We start from the raw sequence: 20,582 nt of genomic DNA, 5'->3' as shown, positions 1-20,582 counted from the left end.
CCCCCGTATGCCAGGAAACTCCGCCCCCGACCCGCCGTCCAGAGGTTGTCGGGCCGAGGTTGTGCGCCAGCTGTGCTCACGAAAAGAATTCACATGCCGGCAACGTGCGCCCCTAGCATCGCGTCATGGCAAAAGCACCCGTACTCACGCCTCAGGCAATGGACTTCCCTCGCTGGTACCAGGATCTGGTCGCCAAGGCGGAGTTGGCCGACAACGGTCCGGTGCGGGGCACCATGGTCATCCGGCCGTACGGGTACGGGCTGTGGGAGCGGATGCAGGCCGAGATGGACGCGCGGATCAAGGAGACGGGCGCGCAGAACGCCTACTTCCCCCTGCTGATCCCGCGGTCGTACTTCGCCAAGGAGGCCGAGCACGTCGAGGGCTTCGCGCCGGAGCTGGCCGTGGTCACGCACGGCGGCGGCAAGGAACTCGAAGAGCCCGCGGTGGTGCGCCCCACCTCCGAGATGATCATCAACGACTACTTCTCGAAGTGGGTGCAGAGCTACCGCGACCTGCCCCTGCTGATCAACCAGTGGGCGAACGTGGTGCGCTGGGAGCTGCGCCCCCGGCTCTTCCTCCGTACGGCGGAGTTCCTGTGGCAGGAGGGCCACACCGCGCACGCCACCCACGAGGACGCCCGCGACTTCGCGGCGCACATCCACCGTGACGTCTACGAGGACTTCATGGTGAACGTCCTGGCGATGGACACCGTTCCCGGCCGCAAGACGGTCAAGGAGCGCTTCGCGGGCGCCATCAACACCCTCACGCTCGAAGGCATGATGGGCGACGGCAAGGCCCTCCAGATGGCCACCAGCCATGAGCTGGGCCAGAACTTCGCCAAGGCGTTCAACACCCGCTACCTGTCGCAGGAAGGCAGGCAGGAACTCGTCTGGCAGACGTCCTGGGGCTCGACGACCCGCATGATCGGCGCCCTGGTGATGGCACACGGCGACGACGACGGTCTGCGGGTCCCGCCGCGCCTCGCCGCGATCCAGGCCGTGCTCCTCGCCATCAGGGACGACGAAGCGGTTCTGGCCAAGGTCCGCGAACTCGGCGACCGTTTGAAGGCGGCGGGCGTACGCGTCCACGTGGACGACCGCACGGACGTGCCCTTCGGCCGCCGCGCCGTCGACTGGGAGCTCAAGGGCGTACCCGTACGCATCGAGGTCGGCCCCCGCGACCTGGAGAACGGCACGGCGGTACTCGCCCGCCGCATCCCGGGCGGCAAGGAGCCGGTGGCCCTCGACACGCTCGTACGACTGCTGCCCGCTGTCCTCGAAGAGGACCAGGCGCTGTTGCTGGCGCAGTCGCGCGAGCGCCGGGAATCCCGTACCTCGGACGTGTCGACGGTCGAGGAGGCCGTCGAGGCGGCGACCGCCGGCGGCTGGGCGCGCATTCCCTGGGCGGTGCTCGGCGAAAAGGGCGAGGCCAGGCTCGGCGAGCACGCGGTGACCGTACGGTGTCTGGTCGCCGCGGACGGGTCGGTTCCCGACGCCGACGACGCACCCGGTAACGTCGCCGTCGTCGCCCGCGCCTACTGAGGCGGTGACGAGAGCGACCGAAACGCCTCTTGCGCAACGGTCGACCGCAGGTGCCCCGGCGTGCGGACACCGCCTACGCGCCGGGTCGTACGTGGTGCTACGCACCTGCTTGTTACGAGCTGCGAGGCTTCTCCGCAGATCAGCGCACCCGCCCTCGTCAGGACGCATCAGCGGCAACTGACGGGTACGTGCAAATTATTTGGGATGGCCCGGAATCGGAACACAGCGGCACCCAGGCTCGTTGTCATTACGTGAGCACGACACAGACACCACCTGTTCTCGCCGCAGAACTGGCGCAGGCGTGGGCCGACGTTCAGCGGTACCACCCCGAGCTGCCCGATCTTGCCGCGCCCGAGTCCCTGATCGGAGAGTCGTCGTCCGCCTGCGGACACGCGCTCTCCTTCGAGCGACTGCTTCATGAGGCAGTCCATGGCATCGCCGCCGCCCGCGGAGTCCGCGACACCTCCCGGGCCGGCCGGTACCACAACCGCAGATTCCTCGCGATCGCCGAGGAGCTGGGCCTGGACCACCCCGAGGAACCGCACCCCAGCAGCGGCTTCTCGCTGGTCACGCTCAACCCCGAGGCCAAGCGGCGCTACCGCCCCACCATGGAGCGGCTGCAGCGCGCTCTCAAGGCGCACACAGTCGCCACGTCCTCCGACACGACCCGCGCCTTCCGTGGCCCGGCCGCCCGCCACGGCTCCTCCGGCGGCGGGGTGCGGGTGAAGGCCGTCTGCGACTGCGGTCGCAACGTGCGCGTCGTCCCGTCCGTGCTGGCGCAGGCGCCGATCGTGTGCGGCGGCTGCGGCAAGCCGTTCAGAATCCCCGAGATCCTGGGCGCGGGCGCCGCCTGAGGCTCCGCTCCGCTGCGTGATCCAGCCCGGCATCTCGTGGGTGCCGGACGACACGTGGGGATGCTCGTCGGGGTGCCGCGACGGTCCCGCCCGTCGGCAGCCACGCACGCGTAGCTGCGCCCACCCGTGCCGCTGGGGCGGCACGGGTGGGCGCAGCGGCACCGCTTGGGCGCCGGGCCGCGCGACTGCCTCCACTGCACCCTGACGGCGGGTGCCGGTCTGGCGTGGGCGCGCACCACACCCTCCGGTCAGCACAAGGCCCAGGGTGTGGCAGAATGGCCAGCTGTACTCGACAGCCGCACAGGAACCCTCTCGCCTCCGGCTGACGCGTCCATCGGGCACTCGGGTACCGCAACCCCACGCGGCAGTCTCGCCGTGCCCAACCACGTCAAATCCAGGAGAACCCACTCCCGTGGCAGTCAAGATCAAGCTGAAGCGTCTGGGCAAGATCCGTTCGCCTCACTACCGCATCGTCGTCGCCGACTCCCGTACCCGCCGTGACGGCCGGGCCATCGAGGAGATCGGCCTGTACCACCCGGTGCAGAACCCCTCGCGCATCGAGGTCGACACCGAGCGTGCGCAGTACTGGCTGGGTGTCGGCGCGCAGCCGACCGAGCCGGTTCTCGCCATCCTCAAGCTGACCGGCGACTGGCAGAAGTTCAAGGGCCTGCCGGCCCCGGCTCCGCTGCTCGTAGCCGCTCCGAAGGCCGCGCGTCCGTTGTTCGAGGCCCTTGGCGGCGACGACTCGGGCAAGGGTGAGGCCATCACCCAGAAGAAGAAGGCTGAGAAGAAGGACGAGGCTGCGGCCGAGTCCACGTCGACCGAGGCCTGAGCATGCTCGAGGAGGCTCTCGAGCACCTCGTGAAGGGCATCGTCGACAACCCCGACGAAGTGCAGGTCGCCTCGCGCACCCTGCGTCGCGGGCGCGTTCTGGAGGTCAGGGTTCACCCCGACGACCTCGGTAAGGTGATCGGCCGCAACGGCCGTACCGCCCGTGCCCTGCGAACCGTCGTGGGTGCCATCGGCGGCCGCGGTGTCCGTGTCGACCTGGTCGACGTGGACCAGGTTCGCTGATCACCACGCAGCACCGGCTCGGGCCGGGGAGGGCCACTTGGGCCGTCCCCGGCCCGTAGTCGTACGACAGGAGATTCCAGAAAGTGCAGCTCGTAGTCGCGCGCGTGGGCCGCGCCCATGGCATCAAGGGCGAGGTCACCGTCGAGGTACGTACCGACGAGCCGGAGCTGCGGCTCGCGCCCGGCGCAGTCCTGGCCACCGACCCGGCCACGGCGGGCCCGCTGACCATCGAGACCGGCCGCGTCCACAGCGGCCGTCTCCTGCTGCGCTTCGAAGGCGTACGCGACCGGACCGGCGCCGAGGCACTGCGCAACATCCTGCTGATCGCCGACGTCGACCCCGAGGAACTGCCCGAGGGCGAGGACGAGTACTACGACCACCAGCTGATGGACCTGGACGTGGTCCTGGTCGACGGCACCGAGGTCGGGCGCATCACCGAGATCTCACACCTGCCCTCCCAGGACCTGTTCGTCGTGGAGCGCCCCGACGGCAGTGAGGTGTACGTCCCGTTCGTCCAGGAGATCGTCGTGGAGATCGACCTGGAGGAGCAGCGGGCGGTCATCGACCCGCCGCCCGGCCTGATCGACGATCAGGCTGAAATCGCCTCGTCGCGGGAAGAGTCGTAAATGCGTCTCGACGTCGTCACGATCTTCCCCGAGTACCTCGAACCACTGAACGTCTCGCTCGTCGGCAAGGCGCGTGCGCGTGGACAGCTGAATGTGCACGTGCATCATCTTCGGGACTGGACGTACGACCGCCACAACACCGTGGACGACACGCCCTACGGCGGTGGCCCCGGCATGGTCATGAAGACCGACCCCTGGGGCGACGCGCTGGACGACGTACTGGCCGACGGATACGAGACCGGCTCCCGGATGCCCGCACTGGTCGTGCCCACGCCCAGTGGCCGTCCCTTCACCCAGGCGCTCGCCGTCGAGCTGTCGGAGCGGCCGTGGCTGGTCTTCACGCCCGCCCGCTACGAGGGCATCGACCGGCGGGTCATCGACGAGTACGCCACCCGGATGCCCGTGTACGAGGTGTCCATCGGCGACTACGTGCTGGCCGGCGGCGAGGCGGCCGTACTGGTGGTCACGGAGGCCGTCGCGCGGCTGCTGCCCGGGGTCCTCGGCAACGCCGAGTCGCACCGGGACGACTCCTTCGCGCCGGGCGCGATGGCCAACCTCCTGGAGGGGCCCGTCTACACCAAGCCGCCCCAGTGGCGCGGCCGGGAGATCCCGGACGTACTGCTCAGCGGCCACCACGGAAAGATCGCGCGCTGGCGCCGGGACGAGGCGCTGCGCCGTACGGCGGCCAACCGGCCCGACCTGATCGAGCGGTGCGAGGCGTCGGTCTTCGACAAGAAGGACCGCGAGATGCTCTCCATCATGGGATGGCGGCCTTCCTCCGACGGCCGATTTTGGCGCAGGCCAGAGGGCGTGGAAGAATAGGTCGCTGTTGTGCGTCGTCCGGCGTGCGCCCCTGCCACGGGGGGACACGACGCCCGCCCCGGCACGGACAGCCCCTTCCGAAATTCAAGCTCCCGTTGATGACCTGTGGCATCAGCGAAGAAAGCAGACGAAATGTCTCACCTTCTCGACTCCGTCGACTCCGCGTCGCTGCGCAGCGACATCCCGGCCTTCCGCCCGGGTGACACCGTCAACGTCCACGTCCGCGTCATCGAGGGCAACCGCTCCCGTGTGCAGCAGTTCAAGGGCGTAGTCATCCGTCGCCAGGGCGCCGGTGTCCGTGAGACCTTCACGGTCCGCAAGGTCTCGTTCTCCGTCGGCGTCGAGCGCACCTTCCCGGTGCACACCCCGATCGTCGAGAAGATCGAGCTGGTCACGCGCGGTGACGTGCGTCGCGCCAAGCTCTACTACCTCCGTGAGCTGCGCGGCAAGGCCGCGAAGATCAAGGAGAAGCGCGACAACTGAGCCAACGGCGAGCCCGGCACAAAGAGGGCTCACATCGTGGCCGGATAGCATCCTGCCCCGATGGACACCGAAGCACAGCCGACGGAGCGCGACCGCTCCTCCCGCCTTGTTCGATCCGAGGAGATCTCGGACACCGAGGGGCCGGAGGGCCGGTCGCGTTTCGCGTTGGTGTCCCGGGCGGCCGAGTGGCTTCCGGGCGGACGGATCACCCTGACCGCGTTGGTATTCCTGCTCTTTCTGCTCCTCTTCAGCAGGTTCGTCCTCCAGCCGTTCGAAATTCCCAGCCGCTCGATGGAGCGCGGATTGAGGATCGGGGACCGCGTTCTCGTAAATAAGTTGGCGTACCGTTTTGGTGCCGAGCCGCAGCGCGGTGACGTCGTGGTGTTCGACGGAACCGGCTACTTCGGGCACGCCGACTACATCAAGCGCGTTGTGGGTGTGGGGAGAGACCACGTGGTCTGCTGCGACAAGGAGGGGAGAATCGAGGTGAACGGCCGGTCGGTCGACGAGTCGACGTTCCTTTACCCCGGTGACAGCCCGTCCACGGTGTCCTTCGACCTCGTGGTGCCCGAGGGCAGACTCTTCGTCCTGGGGGACCACCGCGGCGGCTCCAGCGACTCCCGGGACCACCTGGGTTCGCCCGGCGGCGGCATGGTCCCCGTCGGCAGGGTGATCGGCCGGGCCGACTGGATCGCCTGGCCCAGTGAGCACTGGACCCGGCTGGACCGCCCCGGCGTGTACGCGCGAGTGCCCGCCGCGGACGGTGTCCATGGGTAACCGCGGTAAACCGCGCGGTGTGCCCAGCACCGTCGCCGACCAGCTGCTGCCCACCGGCTCCCGCCGGGCGGCCGGCGCCGCCGCCAGGCCGGGCCGGGCCGAGCGGCGCAAGCTCCAGCGGAAGGTCAAGCGGCGCAGACGGCGCTCGGCCGTCAAGGAGATACCCCTTCTGGTGGGCGTCGCGGTCCTCATAGCCCTGGTGCTGAAGACGTTCCTCGTGCAGGCGTTCGTCATCCCGTCGGGCTCGATGGAGAACACGATCCAGATCGGCGACCGTGTCCTCGTGGACAAGTTCACCCCCTGGTTCGGCTCGAAGCCCCAGCGTGGTGACGTCGTCGTCTTCAAGGACCCCGGTGGCTGGCTCGAGGACGAGCCGGCGGCCACGAAGAGCGAGGACCCCATCGTCGTCAAGCAGGTCAAGCAGGGGCTCACCTTCATCGGCCTGCTGCCCTCGGACAACGAGAAGGACCTCATCAAGCGGGTCGTCGCGGTCGGCGGCGACACCGTCAAGTGCTGCGACTCCCAGGGGCGCGTGACCGTCAACGGCATGCCGCTCGACGAGACGACCTACATCCGCCCCGGCAACAAACCGTCGTCGTTCACCTTCGAGGTCGAGGTCCCCGTGGGGCGCCTGTTCGTGATGGGCGACCACCGGGCCAACTCCGCCGATTCCCGCTACCACCGCACCGAGGCGTACAGCGGCACCGTCTCCGAGAACTCCGTCGTGGGCCGGGCCATGGTCATCGCCTGGCCTTTCGGCCACTGGACCCGTCTGGAGGAGCCGGACACGTTCTCGTCGGTGCCGGGTGGGTCGGCCACCGCCCTCGGCTCGTCGCATAGGGTGGCTTCCGCGGATCGGTATGGATCGATCCCGCTCCCGACCCCTGCGGAACTCCCGCTCGTTATGGGAGTGGTGGGCCTGCGTCGCATCAGACGCAGGCGGCGGTTCGGAGTGAGGAGTGGATGTGGGGGATTTGGCGGTCGGCGCACGGTCCGGACAGGACGGTCCCGAGGAACAGCGCCCCGCGGAGCCGGTTCCACCGGCCGCGGAGGACGCCGTCCCCGCCGAGAGTGACTCCGGGGCCCCAGGGCCCTTCGGGGGTGGCTCAGGGTCCTCCGGGACGGGCAGCGGGGACTCCGGGAACTCTGGGGACGACACGACACAGGACCTCGACGAACCCAGCCACAAGCCCAGGAAGCAGCGCTCCTTCTGGAAGGAGCTGCCGCTGCTGATCGGTATCGCGCTGGTGCTCGCGCTGCTGATCAAGACCTTCCTGGTCCAGGCGTTCTCCATCCCGTCGGACTCCATGCAGCACACCCTGGAGCAGGGCGACCGGGTTTTGGTCGACAAGCTGACCCCGTGGTTCGGCTCCGAGCCCGAGCGTGGTGAGGTCGTCGTCTTCCACGACCCCGCCGACTGGCTGGTCGGCGAGCCGACCGTCGAACCGAACCCCGTGCAGCGGGTCCTCGGCTGGATCGGCCTGATGCCGTCCACCAACGAGAAGGACCTCATCAAGCGCGTCATCGGCGTCGGCGGCGACACCGTCGAGTGCAACGGCACGGGCCTGCTGAAGGTCAACGGCAAGGCGCTCGACGAGCCGTACGTGTACGCGGGGAACACCCCGTGCAGCGTCGACGACCAGGGCGGCCAGTTCAAGGTGACGGTACCCACGGGCAAAATCTGGGTCATGGGTGACCACCGGCAGAACTCGCTGGACTCCCGGTACCACCAGGAGGACAAGAACCAGGGCTTCGTCCCCGTGGAAAACGTCGTCGGCCGCGCGATCGTGGTCGCCTGGCCGCCCACCCGCTGGAACACGCTGCCGGTTCCCGACACGTTCGACCAGAACCTGAGCGCCGCCGCTCCGGGCGCCCTGGGCCTCGCGGGCGCGGTTCCGCTGGTCTTCTGGCGCAGGCGCCTCGCGACCGGTCGTACGACTTCTCCCGTTACCGTCAGAAACTCCGGTGTTCCCGGGTCGGGTACCGCCGGGTAGGGTGCCGTTCCAGGCAGCCGATCTGGGGGACCACTGGTATGAGCAGCACGACGACTCGTACGGACGAGGGCCGCGGGCGGCTCGGCAGCAAGCTGTCGGGACTGGCCGTGGCCCTCGGCTGTGTGCTCTTCCTCGGTGGTTTCGTCTGGGGCGCGATCCTCTACCAGCCGTACACGGTGCCGACCGACTCCATGTCGCCCACCATCGTGGCCGGTGACCGGGTGCTGGCCCAGCGGATCGACGGCGCCGAGATCAAGCGCGGTGACGTCGTGGTCTTCAGGCAGGAGAGCTGGGGCGACATGCCCATGGTCAAGCGGGTCGTGGCCGTGGGCGGGGACACGGTCTCCTGTTGCACGGACAGCAGGCTGACCGTCAACGGCAAGCAGATCCAGGAGTCCTACCTGCGTGAGGGCCAGGCCGCCGAACTGGTCGGCATTCCGTCGCTCACCGTCCCCCAAGGGCGCCTGTTCCTGCTCGGCGACGAGCGCACCGGTTCCCTGGACTCCACGGCTCACCTCACCGAAGCCTTCAACGGCACGGTGGCGCGCACCGCGGTGGCCGCTCGCGTCGACGCCGTGGTGTGGCCCATGAACGGCATGCTCGCCCCTCCCACGGGCTTCGAGACCCTGGGGGACCTGTCCTCGCCGGGGCCGCTGCGGCTGCTCACGGTCGCGATCGTGGTGGGCGGGGTGCTCGTCCTGGGCGGAGGCGCGTACGGGCCCATCGCCCAGCTGATGGCGAAGCGGCGAAATGTCGCCGAGGCGGAGCCCGTCGGTGCCCCCTGAGGCGGTGGGCGGTACCGGCGAGTCGTACGCCGGCGGGATGCGCAGGGTGTCCCGGGTCGTGCTCCTCGATCCGCGGGACCGGATTCTGTTGCTTCACGGGCACGAGCCGGACGATCCGGCCGACGCCTGGTGGTTCACACCCGGCGGCGGCCTGGAAGGCGAGGAGACGCGCGAGGAGGCCGCGCTGCGGGAACTCGCGGAGGAGACCGCCATCACCGACGTCGACCTCGGTCCGGTGCTGTGGCGGCGCAGATGTTCCTTCCCGTTCGCGGGGCGCCGCTGGGACCAGGACGAGTGGTACTACCTGGCCCGTACGGACCGGACCGAGACCCGGGCCACGGGCCAGACCGAGCTGGAACGGCGCAGTGTCGCCGGAGCGCGCTGGTGGACGTGCCAGGAACTGACCCGGGCACATGAGACGGTGTATCCGACCAAACTCGCCGAGCTCCTGCGCAGGGTGCTCGACGAAGGTCCCCCGGCCACGCCCGAGGTCCTCGACACGGAAATCGTCTAGGGGTTCGCGGTACTGGCGCACAATGGGGGGACGCACGGCTGAAGGGGAACATGCCATGAGCGCCGAGGACCTCGAGAAGTACGAGACCGAGATGGAGCTGAAGCTCTACCGGGAGTACCGCGATGTCGTCGGTCTGTTCAAATACGTGATCGAGACCGAACGGCGCTTCTACCTCACCAACGACTACGAGATGCAGGTGCACTCGGTCCAGGGTGAGGTGTTCTTCGAGGTGTCCATGGCAGACGCCTGGGTGTGGGACATGTACCGGCCGGCCCGGTTCGTGAAGCAGGTACGGGTGCTCACGTTCAAGGACGTGAACATCGAGGAGCTGAACAAGAGCGACCTGGAGCTCCCGGGCGGCTGACCGTCACTCGTGTGGGTGGTGGAGTTGTCCACAACGCCGAGGTTGTCCACCAAGATCCAATAGCTCGCTGAACTGCCCGCATTGTTGGCGCCGGAGGTGGTGCCGACATGAACACACACAACGCGGCAGACAGCGCGCAAGGTGCTGCGCGAGGCAACGCCCAGCGCGGCGCACTGGGCAGGTACGGCGAGCAACTGGCCGCCCGGCGGCTGACCGAGGCCGGGATGACGGTCCTGGACCGCAACTGGCGCGCCGGCCGGACCGGTGAGATCGACATCGTGGCCCGGGACGGCGACGCGCTCGTCGTCTGCGAGGTCAAGACCCGCCGTGCGGCGGTACCGGCGGGAGCCTTCCAGCATCCGATGGCGGCCGTCACACCGGCCAAGGCGGAGCGGCTACGGGGTCTCGCCGAGCGCTGGGTCCAGGAACACGGGGGAGCTCCACCCGGCGGCGTCCGCATCGATCTGATCGGCGTTCTGCTGCCCGCGCGCGGTGCGCCCGTGGTGGAACACGCGCGGGGGGTGGCGTGATGGGATTCGCCCGTACGTGTTCGGTGGCGCTGGTGGGTGTCGAAGGTGTCGTCGTCGAGGTCCAGGCGGATCTCGAACCCGGCGTCGCCGCGTTCACCCTGGTGGGACTGCCCGACAAGAGCCTGACGGAGAGCCGGGACCGGGTCCGGGCGGCCGTCGTCAACTCCGGGGCCGCCTGGCCGCAGAAGAAGCTCACGGTGGGGCTCAGCCCGGCATCCGTGCCCAAGAGCGGCAGCGGATTCGATCTGTCAAGGGTGGCGCATGGACGCTTTTACGCCTTACCCTCAGCCCATGACCAACACCCCCCGCAACGGCCGCCGCATGGTCGTCTACTGCCGGATCAGCGACGACCGCGAAGGCCGACAGAACGGCACCGACCGGCAGGAACGCCAGTGCCGCGCCCTCGCCGACGCGAACGGCGACGAGGTCATCGCCGTCTTCACCGACGACGACCGGAGCGCCTACAGCGGCAAGCCGCGGCCGGGCTACCTCAAGATGCTCGCGTTCCTCCGCGCCGGCCACGCAGGCGGCGTGTACGCCCTCGCCCCGACCCGGCTCTATCGACGCCTCGACGACGGCCTTGAGTTCTTCAAGCTGATCGCCGAGAAGGGCCTTGAGGTCCAGACGGTGAAACAAGGCCGCTACGACCTTTCCACCGCCGACGGCCGCCGCGACGCCCTGCGCGCCGCCGTGGATGCCCAGCACGAGGCCGAGCAGATCAGCGAGCGGGTTCGAGACGCGAAGGCGGACAACCTCGCCAAGGGGGAGTACCGCGGCGGTCCCCGCCCGTTCGGGTACGAAGCCGACGGCGTCACGCTCCGCGAGGACGAAGCCCGGCATGTACGGGCCGCGACGGACGCCATCATCGCCGGAGACTCCTTGCGGTCCGTGTGCCGCGACCTGGCGGACAAGGACGTCCGCACGGTGCCGCGCCGGTACAAGCAGCCGGACGGCACCCGCGGCGACCCGCAGGGCAAGGAGTGGACACCGTCCGAGCTGCGCAAGATGCTGCTCCGGCCGAGGAATGCAGGACTCATCGACCACAAAGGGGAGATCGTCGGCGCCGCCTCGTGGCCGGCCATCGTTTCCGAGGACAAGTGGCGCGCCTGCAAGGTGGTGCTGGAACGCCCGGAACGTCGTACGACACCCGGGAACGCACGGGTGTGGCTCGGCTCCGGCCTGTACCGGTGCGGCTCCCCGGGATGCACGGAGACGATGCGCCTTTCCACGGCAGGGAAGGGCAGCGGCAACGCGCACGTGCCTGCCTACCGGTGCCGCACGGGCACGCACGTGACTCGCGTGGCGGAGCCGCTCGACGAGCACGTCACGAACCTGGTCCTCGTCCGTCTGTCCCGCCCGGATGCGCGGGCTGTCCTTCTCCCGCCGCCACGGCCGACCGAGAACCGCGAGGACCTGGCGGCCACTGCGAACACGCTGCGCGGCAAGCTGGATGCCCTGGCGGCCGACTATGCCGAGGACCTCATCACCCGTCAGCAGCTGCTCGACGGAACTGCCCTCACCCGCAAGCGGCTGGAGAAGGTGGAGGCGCAGATGGAGGCGCAGGCCGAGCACAACGTCTTGGCGGGTCTTCCGCTCGGCACGGGCCAGGTGGTGAAGGACTGGCCCGGGTGGCACCTCGACAAGAGGCGGGCGATCATCGACGCGCTGATGACGGTCACGATCTTGCCTGCGCGCCGGGGTCGACCGGCCGGGTTCCAGCCGGGAGTGAGCAAGACGTACTTCAATCCCGATGCGGTGGCCATCGACTGGAAGCATCCGGGATGACCTAGGAATCGGTGATCGGTGGCGACTGGCCCGGCGGGGTGGTGTGCCCGTCGGGCCGCTTCCGTCTGCGCTCACAGGCCGATGCCGCGCATGGGGTTGTCCCGCCATCCGTCCGCCGTCCGTACGTACTCGTGCACGACTGGCGACGCCTTCGACCAGCGGCCGTGCTCGGCGATGTGGGCGACCGGCACCCCGCGCCGCGCCGCTTCCGTCGGGCCGCCGGCCCGGAGTCCGTGGGCGGTGAACTTCTCGGCACCCTCGACCCCGCCCCGCTCGGCGAGCACCTTGACCCGCTCGTTGATCGCGGCGCCGGACATGCCGTCCTCGTGCAGTTGCCCATGCCGGTTGATCCGGCGGAACACTGGGCCGTCGTCGAACCCGTTCTCTGCGAGGACGCCGAGCCAGGCCCGGAGCGTGCGCACGGGGCAGGTGTCCGCGACGCTGCCGTACGGGATCTTCACCTCGGCACCTACGGCGTCCTGGTCGGTCTTGCTGGTGCGGATCAGAACGGTGATGCCGTCCTCGGTGAAGACGAGGTCCGGGATGCGGAGCGCCGCCAGCTCGCTGCGGCGGCCCATCATCGCGAAGCCGAGGACGATCAGGGCGCGGTCGCGCACCCCGGAGACGGTGTCGATGTCGAGTGCGTCGACCATGGCGCGCAGCACGGGCAGGACGACGGCCGGCGCCTTGCGCTTGCGCTGCCCGCGCTCGGCCCGGTCCCGCTTGTGGACGCGGAGGACGGCGCGGGCCTGGTCGGTCTCCGGGAGTCCTCGGTGTCCGGCGTACCGGTGGGCGGTGCGGACGGCCGCGATGTTCTGCTCGATGGTCGACGGAGCCTTGTCCTCGTCGACGAGGTGGCTCACGTACTCGGCGAGCGTCTCCGACGTTGCGGGTAGCGCGGTGCGGCCGTGAGCGGTGCACCAATCGGCGAACTGCGCCCACCCTCGTTCGTACGCGCGGCGGGTCTCGGTGGGGATGGAGCGCTGCATGCGGTCGACCGTGCGGGCGGACAGTTCGTGATCCGTCCGGTCGACGGCGGCCGGGGCGGCGGGTACGGGTTCGAGGGTCACAGTCCGACCCTACCCGTTCTGACCCTCGATAACATGCCTTACCAAGGGTTAGAAGGGTGGCCCTAGGGCCATGGTCTTTTCGGTGCGAAGCTTGCATGCGCGCGTATCGTCGACTGTATGCAGACGACAGTCAGGGAGCGCCGCACTCCTCCGGCCGGACTCGGCGAGGCACTGCGCCAGGCGCGTGAGACGGCCGGTCTTTCGCAGGGCGCGGTCGCGGCCACGGTCGGCGTACGACCGGACTACATCAGCAAGCTGGAGCGCGGCGAACGCTGCCCGTCGGCGAGCGTGGCGGCGGCGCTCGCCTCGGTGCTGGATCTCAGTGCGGCGGGGGCGGCGCTGCTCTCTGCCGCGGCGGTCGACGACGCCGGCCGCTCCCACCCATGGCGGCGCGCAGCCTGAGCCGCTAATCCTCTGGGCTCACCTGGACGTGCGAGATCGCATCGGGGTAGCGGTGCTCGAACTCGGCAAGGGGGACGGCCTCCGACCCGCCGAAACCCTCCTGCTTTGCCTGGTGCAGCCATGTGCGCACGGTCCCGGGTTGCACCCCACGCTTTTCCGCAACGGTAGTTGCCGGAGCCTTCTCCCCTCGGCCGACGGCGTGGTTGTACTCCAGTCGCACCTCTGCGAGCCGGATGAGCCGATTCCAGCGCCGGAGCGCAGCCGGCCCGTCCTTCGGGTTCACGTCCGGGTGGCGCTCCCGGACCATCTGCTCTGCATAGGAGGGGATCTCCTCGGTCATGACTGCCAGGTCTACCGGGCGCATTCCGCCTGAGAGTGGGGCGCCCTCAGGTGTACGGAGGGCCAGGCCGACAGCAAGCCGTGCGGCCCGTTCCAACTTGGTCAGCGGGAGGTCACGTACGAGCGCGGCCCCTACCGGCTTCCATCCTTCCGCCGTCACGTCAGGGGCCTGCTGCACGCGGACGCCGTACGGCCCTTCGATGCGGCGGCCGTCGCGGATGACGTACTCCAACCGCACCAGAACGTGCGGGTAGCTGGCGGGCACGAGGGATGCGATCACCTGGGCAAAGCCCTCCGGCGCACCCTCGATGGGCTCGGGATCGGTGACCCAGATTCGATGCTGGTCGGGCGTGGTCATGCCGCCATGGTGCCCGCCGAAGGGCTCGGGCTGCAACGCCGACGGGACATATCTGCGGAACTTTTTCCCGTCGGCGCTTCATAACGTAACCCCATCCGCGTAGACTAAATGGCATGAGCCCCGATGAACTCCGGGTGGTTACTGCGGTGCGCGCGCTTGCTGCCAGCGGCGAGCTGCGCGAGCAGCGTAGGAACCGCCGACTCAGACTCCGAGAAGTCGCTGACTCGGCCGAAGTCAGTACGTCAACAGCCCACAGGTGGGAGCAGGGGGCAGCTGCGCCGAGCGCCGCTGCCGCGCTCCGGCTCGCTGAGATCTTCGAGATCACGGCGGGGGCTGCCTGATGGATGCCGCACAGCTGGCCGCGGAAGCCGCGGCCCGAGGCGACAAGGCCGGAGAGGCCTACTGGCTCCACGTGCAGAAGGTCGTGGACCAGGCGCCGCCCTTGGCCCCCGCGCAGGTCTCCCGCTTGCGGGTCCTGATCCACGGCGACGTCGAGCCGCACGCCGAGGCGGCATAGAAGCGGCCCCTTGGTGAGGCGCCGGAGGTAACGACTCCGGCGACGCCAGCCAAGGGGCCTCAGCGGCAGACCCGAAAAGCGCGAAACCCCAGGCCGCCTACCAGAGCACCCGGGGAATCGCTGAGAGAAGTGGATCCATCACCGTGACCGATTCTACGGCCAGCCGTGCCGAACTCTGTGCTGTACGGCTCACGTCGAGGTCCGCGTGACCAGCCGCCAAGCCATCGGAACTCTGGTCGCCTCGGCGGCCGGGCAGTCCGATGCGCACGACCACGAGCAACTGATCGCCCAGTACCACCGCGAGCGCGCGCGGCGGGCCCTCGTGCTCGACAGCATCCGCGCCCACCTCGACGAGCAGCCCTCCCCGCGGGCCGTACGCACCTGCGCCCGGAGATGGGTCGCTGACCTGCTCGCCATCGCCGAGCAGGCCGCAAAGAACAAGACGGAGAACCCCGAGTGAACGACGAGCAGCAGCCGCTCACCGCAGACCCCCAGGTCGTGCGGGACTGGCTGACGCATCTGTACGGCGGATGCCCCGGGTTCATCAGCATCTGCTCGGACAAAGACGGTTGGGCTGGCCGGCGCTTCGCCACGGATGAGACTGGCATTGAGGCGGCGGTCCAGTACGCCTCAGAGCTGGACCGCCGTCGAGCAACGGGCGTCTACACACAGAGCACCACGCTGCGCGAGAAGCCGGACGAGGGGCGCGGCGGCGAAGACCTGGCTTACGGACTGACGCACCTGTGGGCAGACGGCGACTTCGGCACCGTGGGTCACAAGCCTGGCCTCGATGACCTGCCCGCTCCGCCGAACGCGGACGCCGTGGCGAAGGTCGTTGCCGAGTCGAGGCTTCCGGCTCCCTCGGGTTGGGCGCACACCGGAGGCGGCTACAACCCGATCTGGCAGCTCGCCGAGAACTACCTGATGCACGACGAGGACGACCGGGCGCGCGTAAAGGAAGTCACCACGGGCGTGCAGGCGATCCTCACAGCCGAGGCGTACCGGCACGGCTGGTCGTGGGACGTTGAGGTCGGCAACCTCGACCGCCTGATGAAGATCCCCGGCACCGTCAACCGGAAGGAAGGGCTGGAGCGGCCCGCGACGATCGGCTCCGGCACGGGCGAGGTGTTCGAGCTGGCCGACCTCGCCGACCTCGTGGCCCAACTCGCGCCCGGTGCAAGGGAGCTGCTAGAGCAGGCGGCCCGCGAGAAGCAGGAGCGTAAAGCGGTAAGGCTCGGGCGGAAGGTCCCGCCGCCGCGCGCGCCGAGGCAGCCTCGCGTGCACTCCGGGGATGGCCCCCTCGACGTCGTCGCCGACATGCTGGGGTTCCGGGACGTCCTGGAGCCCGCCGGGTTCACGTATGAGGGACTCCACTCCGACGGCCGCGAGAGGTGGAAGCGCCCGGCCGGGGCGGACGGGTCGGCGAGCAGTGCGTACAGCCTGCTCTGCAACGACCATGTGGCCATCAACTGGTCGGAGCGCTCAGACCTTCCGGTCGGTGCCCTGGCGGCCGGGCAGAAGCTCACCATCGGCACGCTGTACGCCCACCTCAACTACGCGGGCGACACCAGCGAAGCCGCCCGGGACATCATGCGCGCGGCGGGCGGGCGTACCGTGCACGGTCCGGCAGGGCGACTGCCTGCGCCAGTCCTCGCCGAGGTAAAGCGCCGGTGCCTGACGGACGACGAGGGCGTACGGGCGCCGCTCGCAGACGACCCTTGGGACGGCCCGCAGGACGAACCACCGGAGGACTCAGGCGAGGCGACCGCCGAGCCTGCGGACAGGCTTCCCGAAACCTTCTGGAACGCCACGACCGTGCTCAAGCAGATCCGGCAAATGGCCCGTGCCCGCCGCGCCTCACCTGATGGCGTCCTTCACGCCGTCCTCGCCCGCACTGCGGCGATGGCAGACCCCACGGTCCGCGTCGACAGCGGCATCCACCAACCGGCGACCCTCGGTTGGTACTGCGGACTGTTCGGTCCGTCCGGCAGCGGCAAGGGCAACGCCGAGAACACCGCCGAAGAACTCACCCCTTTCCCGAGAGTCGACCTCGCGTACATCGACATCTCCACCGGCCAGGGCCTGATCGCCGCATACCTCGACCTCGACATCGACCCCGATGACGACGACGGGAAGAAGAAGATCCTCGTACAGAAGAGGACCCGCGGCTACGCCCTCGCCACCGAAGGCAGCGTCCTCGACGCGATGGCGCAGATGTCCGCCGCCGCCACCCTCAACGGCGTTCTTTGTAAGGCATGGATGAGCGAGCGGCAGGGCACATCCAACGCCGAGGTCGAGCGGCGCCGCGCCCTCCCCAAGGGTTGCTACACGCTGTCCATGTCGCTCGGTGTACAGGAAGAGCCTGCGGCGAAGCTGCTGGAGATGGGCTCCATCGGTCTTCCGCAGCGTCTCGCATGGGCTCACGCCACCCTGGGTCCCGACACCCCGGAGAAGAGGCCGGCCGTCACCGGGCCGGTCAACGTTACGGTCCGGAACGGTGACGACGTCCCCGTCACGACATGGGTGTCCGGGCTTCGCGGCATCAGCATCTCGGTACCTGGGCACGTCACGGACGAGCTGGACCAATTGGCCTTGGCGATCTCCTTCGGCCGTGGCGCCACAGCCCCGCTGGATACGCACGAGCCGCTGTGGCGGCTGAAGTGTGCTGCGCTGCTCGCTCTCCTTCACGGCCGCACTGAGGTACGGACCGAGGACTGGGACAGGGCCGCCGTGATGTGGGAGACGTCCAGGAAAGTCCGCGACCGCGTCCAGGACGCGGCGAAGAGGCGCACGCAGGCCGAGTTGGACGCGCGGCGCGCGGAGGCTGTCCTGACGGCCGCCGAGTCTCAGGCGGCGGTGTACGAGGTCGTGAACGGCGTGCACCCGTCAGTCGTGAACGTCGCGAAGCGCGCTCACCGCCACCTCGCGCGCAAGGGCGAGGAGATCCCCGCGCGCGACGTCAATCGGGCGTGTGTGGCGAAGACGGACCGCGACAAGTACCGGGCGTCCGGGGCGTCGGACCCGCTGTGGTCGGCGGCGCTCCAGTACGGGTCCGAGCAGGGCTGGCTGGTGCTGCTGGATGACGGCGCCTTGTTGGCCGCTGGCTCGATCACCCCGGAGCAGTCGTGACTACGGGGAGTGCTGTCGGAATGTCGGAACCGTCGGAACGGAACTTCCGACAGCCACTCGCCATCAAAGCAGACATTAACGGACAAAACACTCAAGGGGAGAGTCACGTAACGCGCAAAGCCCCAGCTCGGGTAGCGGACCACCGTCGGAAGTTCCGTTTCCGACACCCAAAGTTCCGACACCACGCAGAGTCACAAATGGCGGAGTCCGAGATGACCACCAACGACATCACCGAGACCGAGGTGTTCGGCCCCGTCGGCTACCTCGCCACCTGCCTCGCCCACATTCGCGCCGGCCACCCCATCGAGGAACTCGACACCGGGCTCGTCCTCTACGTCACCCCGACACAGACCGAGGTCGACCAGGCGCGCCACATGGCCGAGATCCTCGCCGAGTTCCACCCCGCCGGAACGGAGACACCGTGACCGAGTCGTACGTCGAGCAGCAGGTACAGCAGCGCATCGCCGCGGCCCGCGTGAAGGTCCAGGCCGCGCAGCAGCGCCGCGACGACCTCGCCGCAGCCCGTAAGCGCGGCCTCGCACACCGGCACGCACGGAAGTTGCGGAACCTCGCCGAGGCCGAGCAGCGCGCCGCCGAGCAGCAGGACGACGAGCCCGGACCGGAGGCCGCCTGATGATCCGCACCCACGAGCGGGCCAAGGGCGGCGCCCCGCAGCTCGGCGCCCGACGGTCGTACGAACGCGGCCCGTTCGGCGTACGACCGCGCGAGGACGACGACCAGGGCGACGAACTTCCGGCCGCAACCGTGGCCGGCCAACCCACCGAAGGAGAGCCGACCCCATGACCGAGCGCACCCTCACCCATGGCGACCTCGCCGCAATCACCGACGACATCCGAGACCACGGATACGCCCTCTTCCAGACCCGCATCGAGCGCGTCCCGGCCCACTACCGCAGCACCCAGTGCGCCGAGCTGGACGGATGCCCCCGGCCCGCCACCCTCGTCACCTTCGCTGTCGACGAAGTAGTTGAGGGCGACGACCCCGGCTTCCACTTCGTGAGGAACCAGGCCGGGGCGATCGCCCACATCCCGGTCTGCGACGAGCACCGGTCCGAGGCCAGCCACGACCTGCACTTTGCGCTGACGGGCAGGCAGCGGCCGGACGGTATCCGCGCGTTCGACGTGCCCGGCCAGCACCTGAGCTGGAACTGACGACCACAGACTTCCGGCCGCCACCCGGCGGCCGGCCAACCCGAAGAGGGAGAACCATCGTGAAGATCGCCACCGACAGCATCATCAACATCGCCCCCACCACCCCCGACTGGGTCGTCGCCTTCGACCTGGGAGAGGAGACCGGGGAAGTCGTCTGCCCCGTCATCGGCTGGGCCACCGTCGTCCAGGCCCACATGCAGGACGGCACCGTCACGACCGAGGTGAAGCCCGCCTTCCTGTGGGGCGACATGGTGTGGATCGAGAACGAACTCCGTGACCACACGCCGGGCCTCGGACACGTCGAGATCCGCGCCCGCGAGATCACCCGCGCCTGACCCGCACAACAACGGCCGGCCCCGCGGTTATCGGGGCCGGCCACCCGACAGCATCCCACCGCATCGGGTTCGACCCCATGCATCGGCTCGGAATCGGAGGACCCCATGCAAGACCCCCGCACCCCACTGTCCATGGGCCAGCCGGAATCGGTGCGTTCCATGGGTCGGCCCGGCGCGAAGGTCATGGAGACCCCCTCGCGGCACGGAGGTCATGGAGACCCCGTCGGGCAGACCGTCATGGCCTTCACGCCAGAAGGGCACCGTCATGGCCTGCCCGGATCGATCACTGACGCGCGTGAGGCACCGCCGGCACCTACGACGGACACCGTCATGGCCAACCCTGTTTCACCTTCTTCGTCCGGATGGAGGCCGCGGCGGGGCGGCCCGTATCCGCATCTCCGGCTGGATCTTGGCATCAAGGTGGATGAGGGCTTGCGGGTTGTCGAGGCGGTGCTCGGTGAGGGCCGTACGTTCCGTCAGGCCGCGGCCATGCTCGGGATGAGTCCGACGACTGCCTGGCGCCGTTACCACTGGCTCTTGGACTGGACGCTGGCCGAGAGATGGGGCGTGCGGTCTCGTCGGCTTCCGCCCATGCGCGGTACTCGTGCTTGTCCTCGCGGGCGTCCTTGGATCGCGGAGCTTGATGACGTCGGCGGCCCGCTTTACCGAGAAGGGAATTGATTGATGACTTCAACAAATCGCAGGGCTCAGGCGGATGCGCTGCTGCCGCTGGCGGCCGGCCGGTCACAGGCTGCTGTGGCCCGTGAGGTGGGCGTGTCTCGGAGCACGGTCGCGGCGTGGCTGCGCAACCCGGTGTTCGCGCGGGAGGTGGCGCGTCTCAGGCCGCTGTGGGAGGCGAAGCCGTTGGACACGGCGGCTCTCCTGGCGGCGTCGATCGAGGCGGCGGACCGTGTCAATCCGCCGGCTGGTCCGGTGGTGGTGTCGATTCCGGCGGGTGCGTCGCCTCGTCGGCGGCGGCAGTTGTTGGCGAAGGGTATCGCGAAGGCGTTGGAGGGGGGCTCTTGATGGCCGGGGTGGATGACGCGGCGCGGGGGCCGCCGGGGGTCGGGACTGACGCGTACTCGAAGGGATGTGAAGCGGCCCGGGCGGC

General features: G+C 69.2%; 28 protein-coding genes and 1 pseudogene. 27 read left to right on the top strand and 2 right to left on the bottom strand.

All coding sequences use genetic code 11. From position 1 onward, the window contains the following. Positions 1–125 precede the first annotated feature (125 nt). The 16 genes and pseudogenes from proS (at position 126) to RB628_RS03720 (ending at position 12,149) form a co-directional block, all read left to right on the top strand. Positions 126–1,541 (top strand): proline--tRNA ligase, encoded by a 1,416-nt coding sequence (gene proS / locus RB628_RS03795; protein WP_318318813.1) that lies wholly within the window; start codon positions 126–128, stop codon positions 1,539–1,541. Positions 1,542–1,792: 251 nt separating this feature from the next. Continuing rightward, the gene (locus tag RB628_RS03790; RefSeq protein WP_318318812.1) at positions 1,793–2,395 is read left to right on the top strand and encodes a hypothetical protein; all 603 of its coding nucleotides are present in this window, start codon (positions 1,793–1,795) and stop codon (positions 2,393–2,395) included. 412 nt (positions 2,396–2,807) lie between these two features. Further along, entirely contained in the window at positions 2,808–3,227 is a 420-nt protein-coding gene (gene rpsP / locus RB628_RS03785) for a 30S ribosomal protein S16 (protein ID WP_318318811.1), read from the top strand. Between the two features lie 2 nt (positions 3,228–3,229). Next, complete coding sequence (locus RB628_RS03780) at positions 3,230–3,469, top strand: RNA-binding protein (RefSeq protein ID WP_105973760.1); 240 nt, start codon at positions 3,230–3,232, stop codon at positions 3,467–3,469. Between the two features lie 83 nt (positions 3,470–3,552). Then, positions 3,553–4,095: a ribosome maturation factor RimM gene (rimM, locus tag RB628_RS03775; protein WP_318318810.1), complete on the top strand. Its 543-nt coding sequence runs from the start codon at positions 3,553–3,555 to the stop codon at positions 4,093–4,095. Beyond that, positions 4,096–4,917: a tRNA (guanosine(37)-N1)-methyltransferase TrmD gene (trmD, locus tag RB628_RS03770; protein WP_318318809.1), complete on the top strand. Its 822-nt coding sequence runs from the start codon at positions 4,096–4,098 to the stop codon at positions 4,915–4,917. Between the two features lie 132 nt (positions 4,918–5,049). Continuing rightward, positions 5,050–5,400: a 50S ribosomal protein L19 gene (gene rplS, locus RB628_RS03765; RefSeq protein ID WP_013000407.1), complete on the top strand. Its 351-nt coding sequence runs from the start codon at positions 5,050–5,052 to the stop codon at positions 5,398–5,400. A gap of 60 nt (positions 5,401–5,460) precedes the next feature. After that, positions 5,461–6,177 carry a signal peptidase I gene (gene lepB, locus RB628_RS03760; RefSeq protein WP_318318808.1) on the top strand — a complete coding sequence of 239 codons (717 nt, stop codon included), beginning with the start codon at positions 5,461–5,463 and terminating at the stop codon, positions 6,175–6,177. Beyond that, positions 6,170–7,252, top strand: a complete 1,083-nt coding sequence (gene lepB, locus RB628_RS03755; protein ID WP_318318807.1) for a signal peptidase I — start codon at positions 6,170–6,172, stop codon at positions 7,250–7,252. Before lepB (RB628_RS03760) ends, lepB (RB628_RS03755) begins: the two co-directional genes overlap by 8 nt. Next, positions 7,143–8,171, top strand: coding sequence for a signal peptidase I (gene lepB / locus RB628_RS03750; protein ID WP_318318806.1), 1,029 nt, complete (start codon positions 7,143–7,145; stop codon positions 8,169–8,171). Before lepB (RB628_RS03755) ends, lepB (RB628_RS03750) begins: the two co-directional genes overlap by 110 nt. A 38-nt stretch (positions 8,172–8,209) precedes the next feature. Further along, positions 8,210–8,956: a signal peptidase I gene (gene lepB / locus RB628_RS03745; protein WP_318318805.1), complete on the top strand. Its 747-nt coding sequence runs from the start codon at positions 8,210–8,212 to the stop codon at positions 8,954–8,956. Between the two features lie 37 nt (positions 8,957–8,993). Beyond that, positions 8,994–9,470, top strand: a complete 477-nt coding sequence (locus tag RB628_RS03740; RefSeq protein ID WP_412180590.1) for an NUDIX hydrolase — start codon at positions 8,994–8,996, stop codon at positions 9,468–9,470. A gap of 55 nt (positions 9,471–9,525) precedes the next feature. Beyond that, the gene (locus RB628_RS03735; protein WP_003965949.1) at positions 9,526–9,834 is read left to right on the top strand and encodes a DUF2469 domain-containing protein; all 309 of its coding nucleotides are present in this window, start codon (positions 9,526–9,528) and stop codon (positions 9,832–9,834) included. A 107-nt stretch (positions 9,835–9,941) separates the two neighbouring features. Continuing rightward, positions 9,942–10,364, top strand: coding sequence for a YraN family protein (locus RB628_RS03730; RefSeq protein ID WP_318318803.1), 423 nt, complete (start codon positions 9,942–9,944; stop codon positions 10,362–10,364). Then, positions 10,364–10,615 (top strand): annotated as a pseudogene (locus tag RB628_RS03725) (magnesium chelatase domain-containing protein); the annotation flags it as partial. The gene RB628_RS03730 and the pseudogene RB628_RS03725, both read left to right, overlap by 1 nt. Before the next feature lie 40 nt (positions 10,616–10,655). Further along, on the top strand, positions 10,656–12,149 hold the full coding sequence (locus RB628_RS03720) for a recombinase family protein (protein ID WP_318318802.1): 1,494 nt from the start codon (positions 10,656–10,658) through the stop codon (positions 12,147–12,149). A gap of 71 nt (positions 12,150–12,220) precedes the next feature. Here RB628_RS03720 and RB628_RS03715 read toward each other — a convergent pair whose 3' ends face one another. After that, complete coding sequence (locus tag RB628_RS03715; protein ID WP_318318801.1) at positions 12,221–13,219, bottom strand: tyrosine-type recombinase/integrase; 999 nt, start codon at positions 13,217–13,219, stop codon at positions 12,221–12,223. A gap of 117 nt (positions 13,220–13,336) precedes the next feature. Here RB628_RS03715 and RB628_RS03710 point away from each other — a divergent pair, with 117 nt between their 5' ends. After that, positions 13,337–13,621, top strand: a complete 285-nt coding sequence (locus RB628_RS03710) for a helix-turn-helix transcriptional regulator (protein WP_318318800.1) — start codon at positions 13,337–13,339, stop codon at positions 13,619–13,621. A 4-nt stretch (positions 13,622–13,625) separates the two neighbouring features. Here the strand turns inward: RB628_RS03710 and RB628_RS03705 are convergent, their stop codons facing one another. Beyond that, the gene (locus tag RB628_RS03705; protein WP_318318799.1) at positions 13,626–14,318 is read right to left on the bottom strand and encodes a hypothetical protein; all 693 of its coding nucleotides are present in this window, start codon (positions 14,316–14,318) and stop codon (positions 13,626–13,628) included. 113 nt (positions 14,319–14,431) lie between these two features. Between RB628_RS03705 and RB628_RS03700 the strand changes: the two genes are divergently transcribed. From RB628_RS03700 to RB628_RS03655, 10 genes are all read left to right on the top strand, one after another. Beyond that, positions 14,432–14,659, top strand: coding sequence for a helix-turn-helix domain-containing protein (locus tag RB628_RS03700; protein ID WP_318318798.1), 228 nt, complete (start codon positions 14,432–14,434; stop codon positions 14,657–14,659). After that, positions 14,659–14,835, top strand: coding sequence for a hypothetical protein (locus RB628_RS03695; RefSeq protein ID WP_318318797.1), 177 nt, complete (start codon positions 14,659–14,661; stop codon positions 14,833–14,835). The genes RB628_RS03700 and RB628_RS03695 overlap by 1 nt, the downstream gene beginning before the upstream one ends. 205 nt (positions 14,836–15,040) lie before the next feature. Continuing rightward, entirely contained in the window at positions 15,041–15,295 is a 255-nt protein-coding gene (locus RB628_RS03690) for a hypothetical protein (RefSeq protein WP_318318796.1), read from the top strand. Further along, on the top strand, positions 15,292–17,964 hold the full coding sequence (locus RB628_RS03685) for a hypothetical protein (RefSeq protein ID WP_318318795.1): 2,673 nt from the start codon (positions 15,292–15,294) through the stop codon (positions 17,962–17,964). Before RB628_RS03690 ends, RB628_RS03685 begins: the two co-directional genes overlap by 4 nt. A 212-nt stretch (positions 17,965–18,176) precedes the next feature. Next, positions 18,177–18,389: a hypothetical protein gene (locus tag RB628_RS03680; protein ID WP_318318794.1), complete on the top strand. Its 213-nt coding sequence runs from the start codon at positions 18,177–18,179 to the stop codon at positions 18,387–18,389. Beyond that, positions 18,386–18,598, top strand: a complete 213-nt coding sequence (locus RB628_RS03675) for a hypothetical protein (RefSeq protein WP_318318793.1) — start codon at positions 18,386–18,388, stop codon at positions 18,596–18,598. The genes RB628_RS03680 and RB628_RS03675 overlap by 4 nt, the downstream gene beginning before the upstream one ends. Further along, a complete protein-coding gene (locus RB628_RS03670) occupies positions 18,598–18,768 on the top strand; it encodes a hypothetical protein (protein WP_318318792.1) in 171 nt (56 codons plus the stop codon). The genes RB628_RS03675 and RB628_RS03670 overlap by 1 nt, the downstream gene beginning before the upstream one ends. Further along, on the top strand, positions 18,765–19,136 hold the full coding sequence (locus tag RB628_RS03665; RefSeq protein WP_318318791.1) for a hypothetical protein: 372 nt from the start codon (positions 18,765–18,767) through the stop codon (positions 19,134–19,136). The genes RB628_RS03670 and RB628_RS03665 overlap by 4 nt, the downstream gene beginning before the upstream one ends. A 59-nt stretch (positions 19,137–19,195) precedes the next feature. Further along, positions 19,196–19,471, top strand: coding sequence for a hypothetical protein (locus RB628_RS03660; protein ID WP_318318790.1), 276 nt, complete (start codon positions 19,196–19,198; stop codon positions 19,469–19,471). A gap of 684 nt (positions 19,472–20,155) precedes the next feature. Then, entirely contained in the window at positions 20,156–20,497 is a 342-nt protein-coding gene (locus tag RB628_RS03655) for a helix-turn-helix domain-containing protein (protein ID WP_318318789.1), read from the top strand. Positions 20,498–20,582: the final 85 nt, after the last annotated feature.

Source organism: Streptomyces sp. ADMS (assembly GCF_033441795.1).
Lineage (GTDB): Bacteria > Actinomycetota > Actinomycetes > Streptomycetales > Streptomycetaceae > Streptomyces.
The sequence above is the reverse complement of the archived record's forward strand: the minus strand, read 5'-3'. Positions and strand labels throughout refer to the sequence as shown.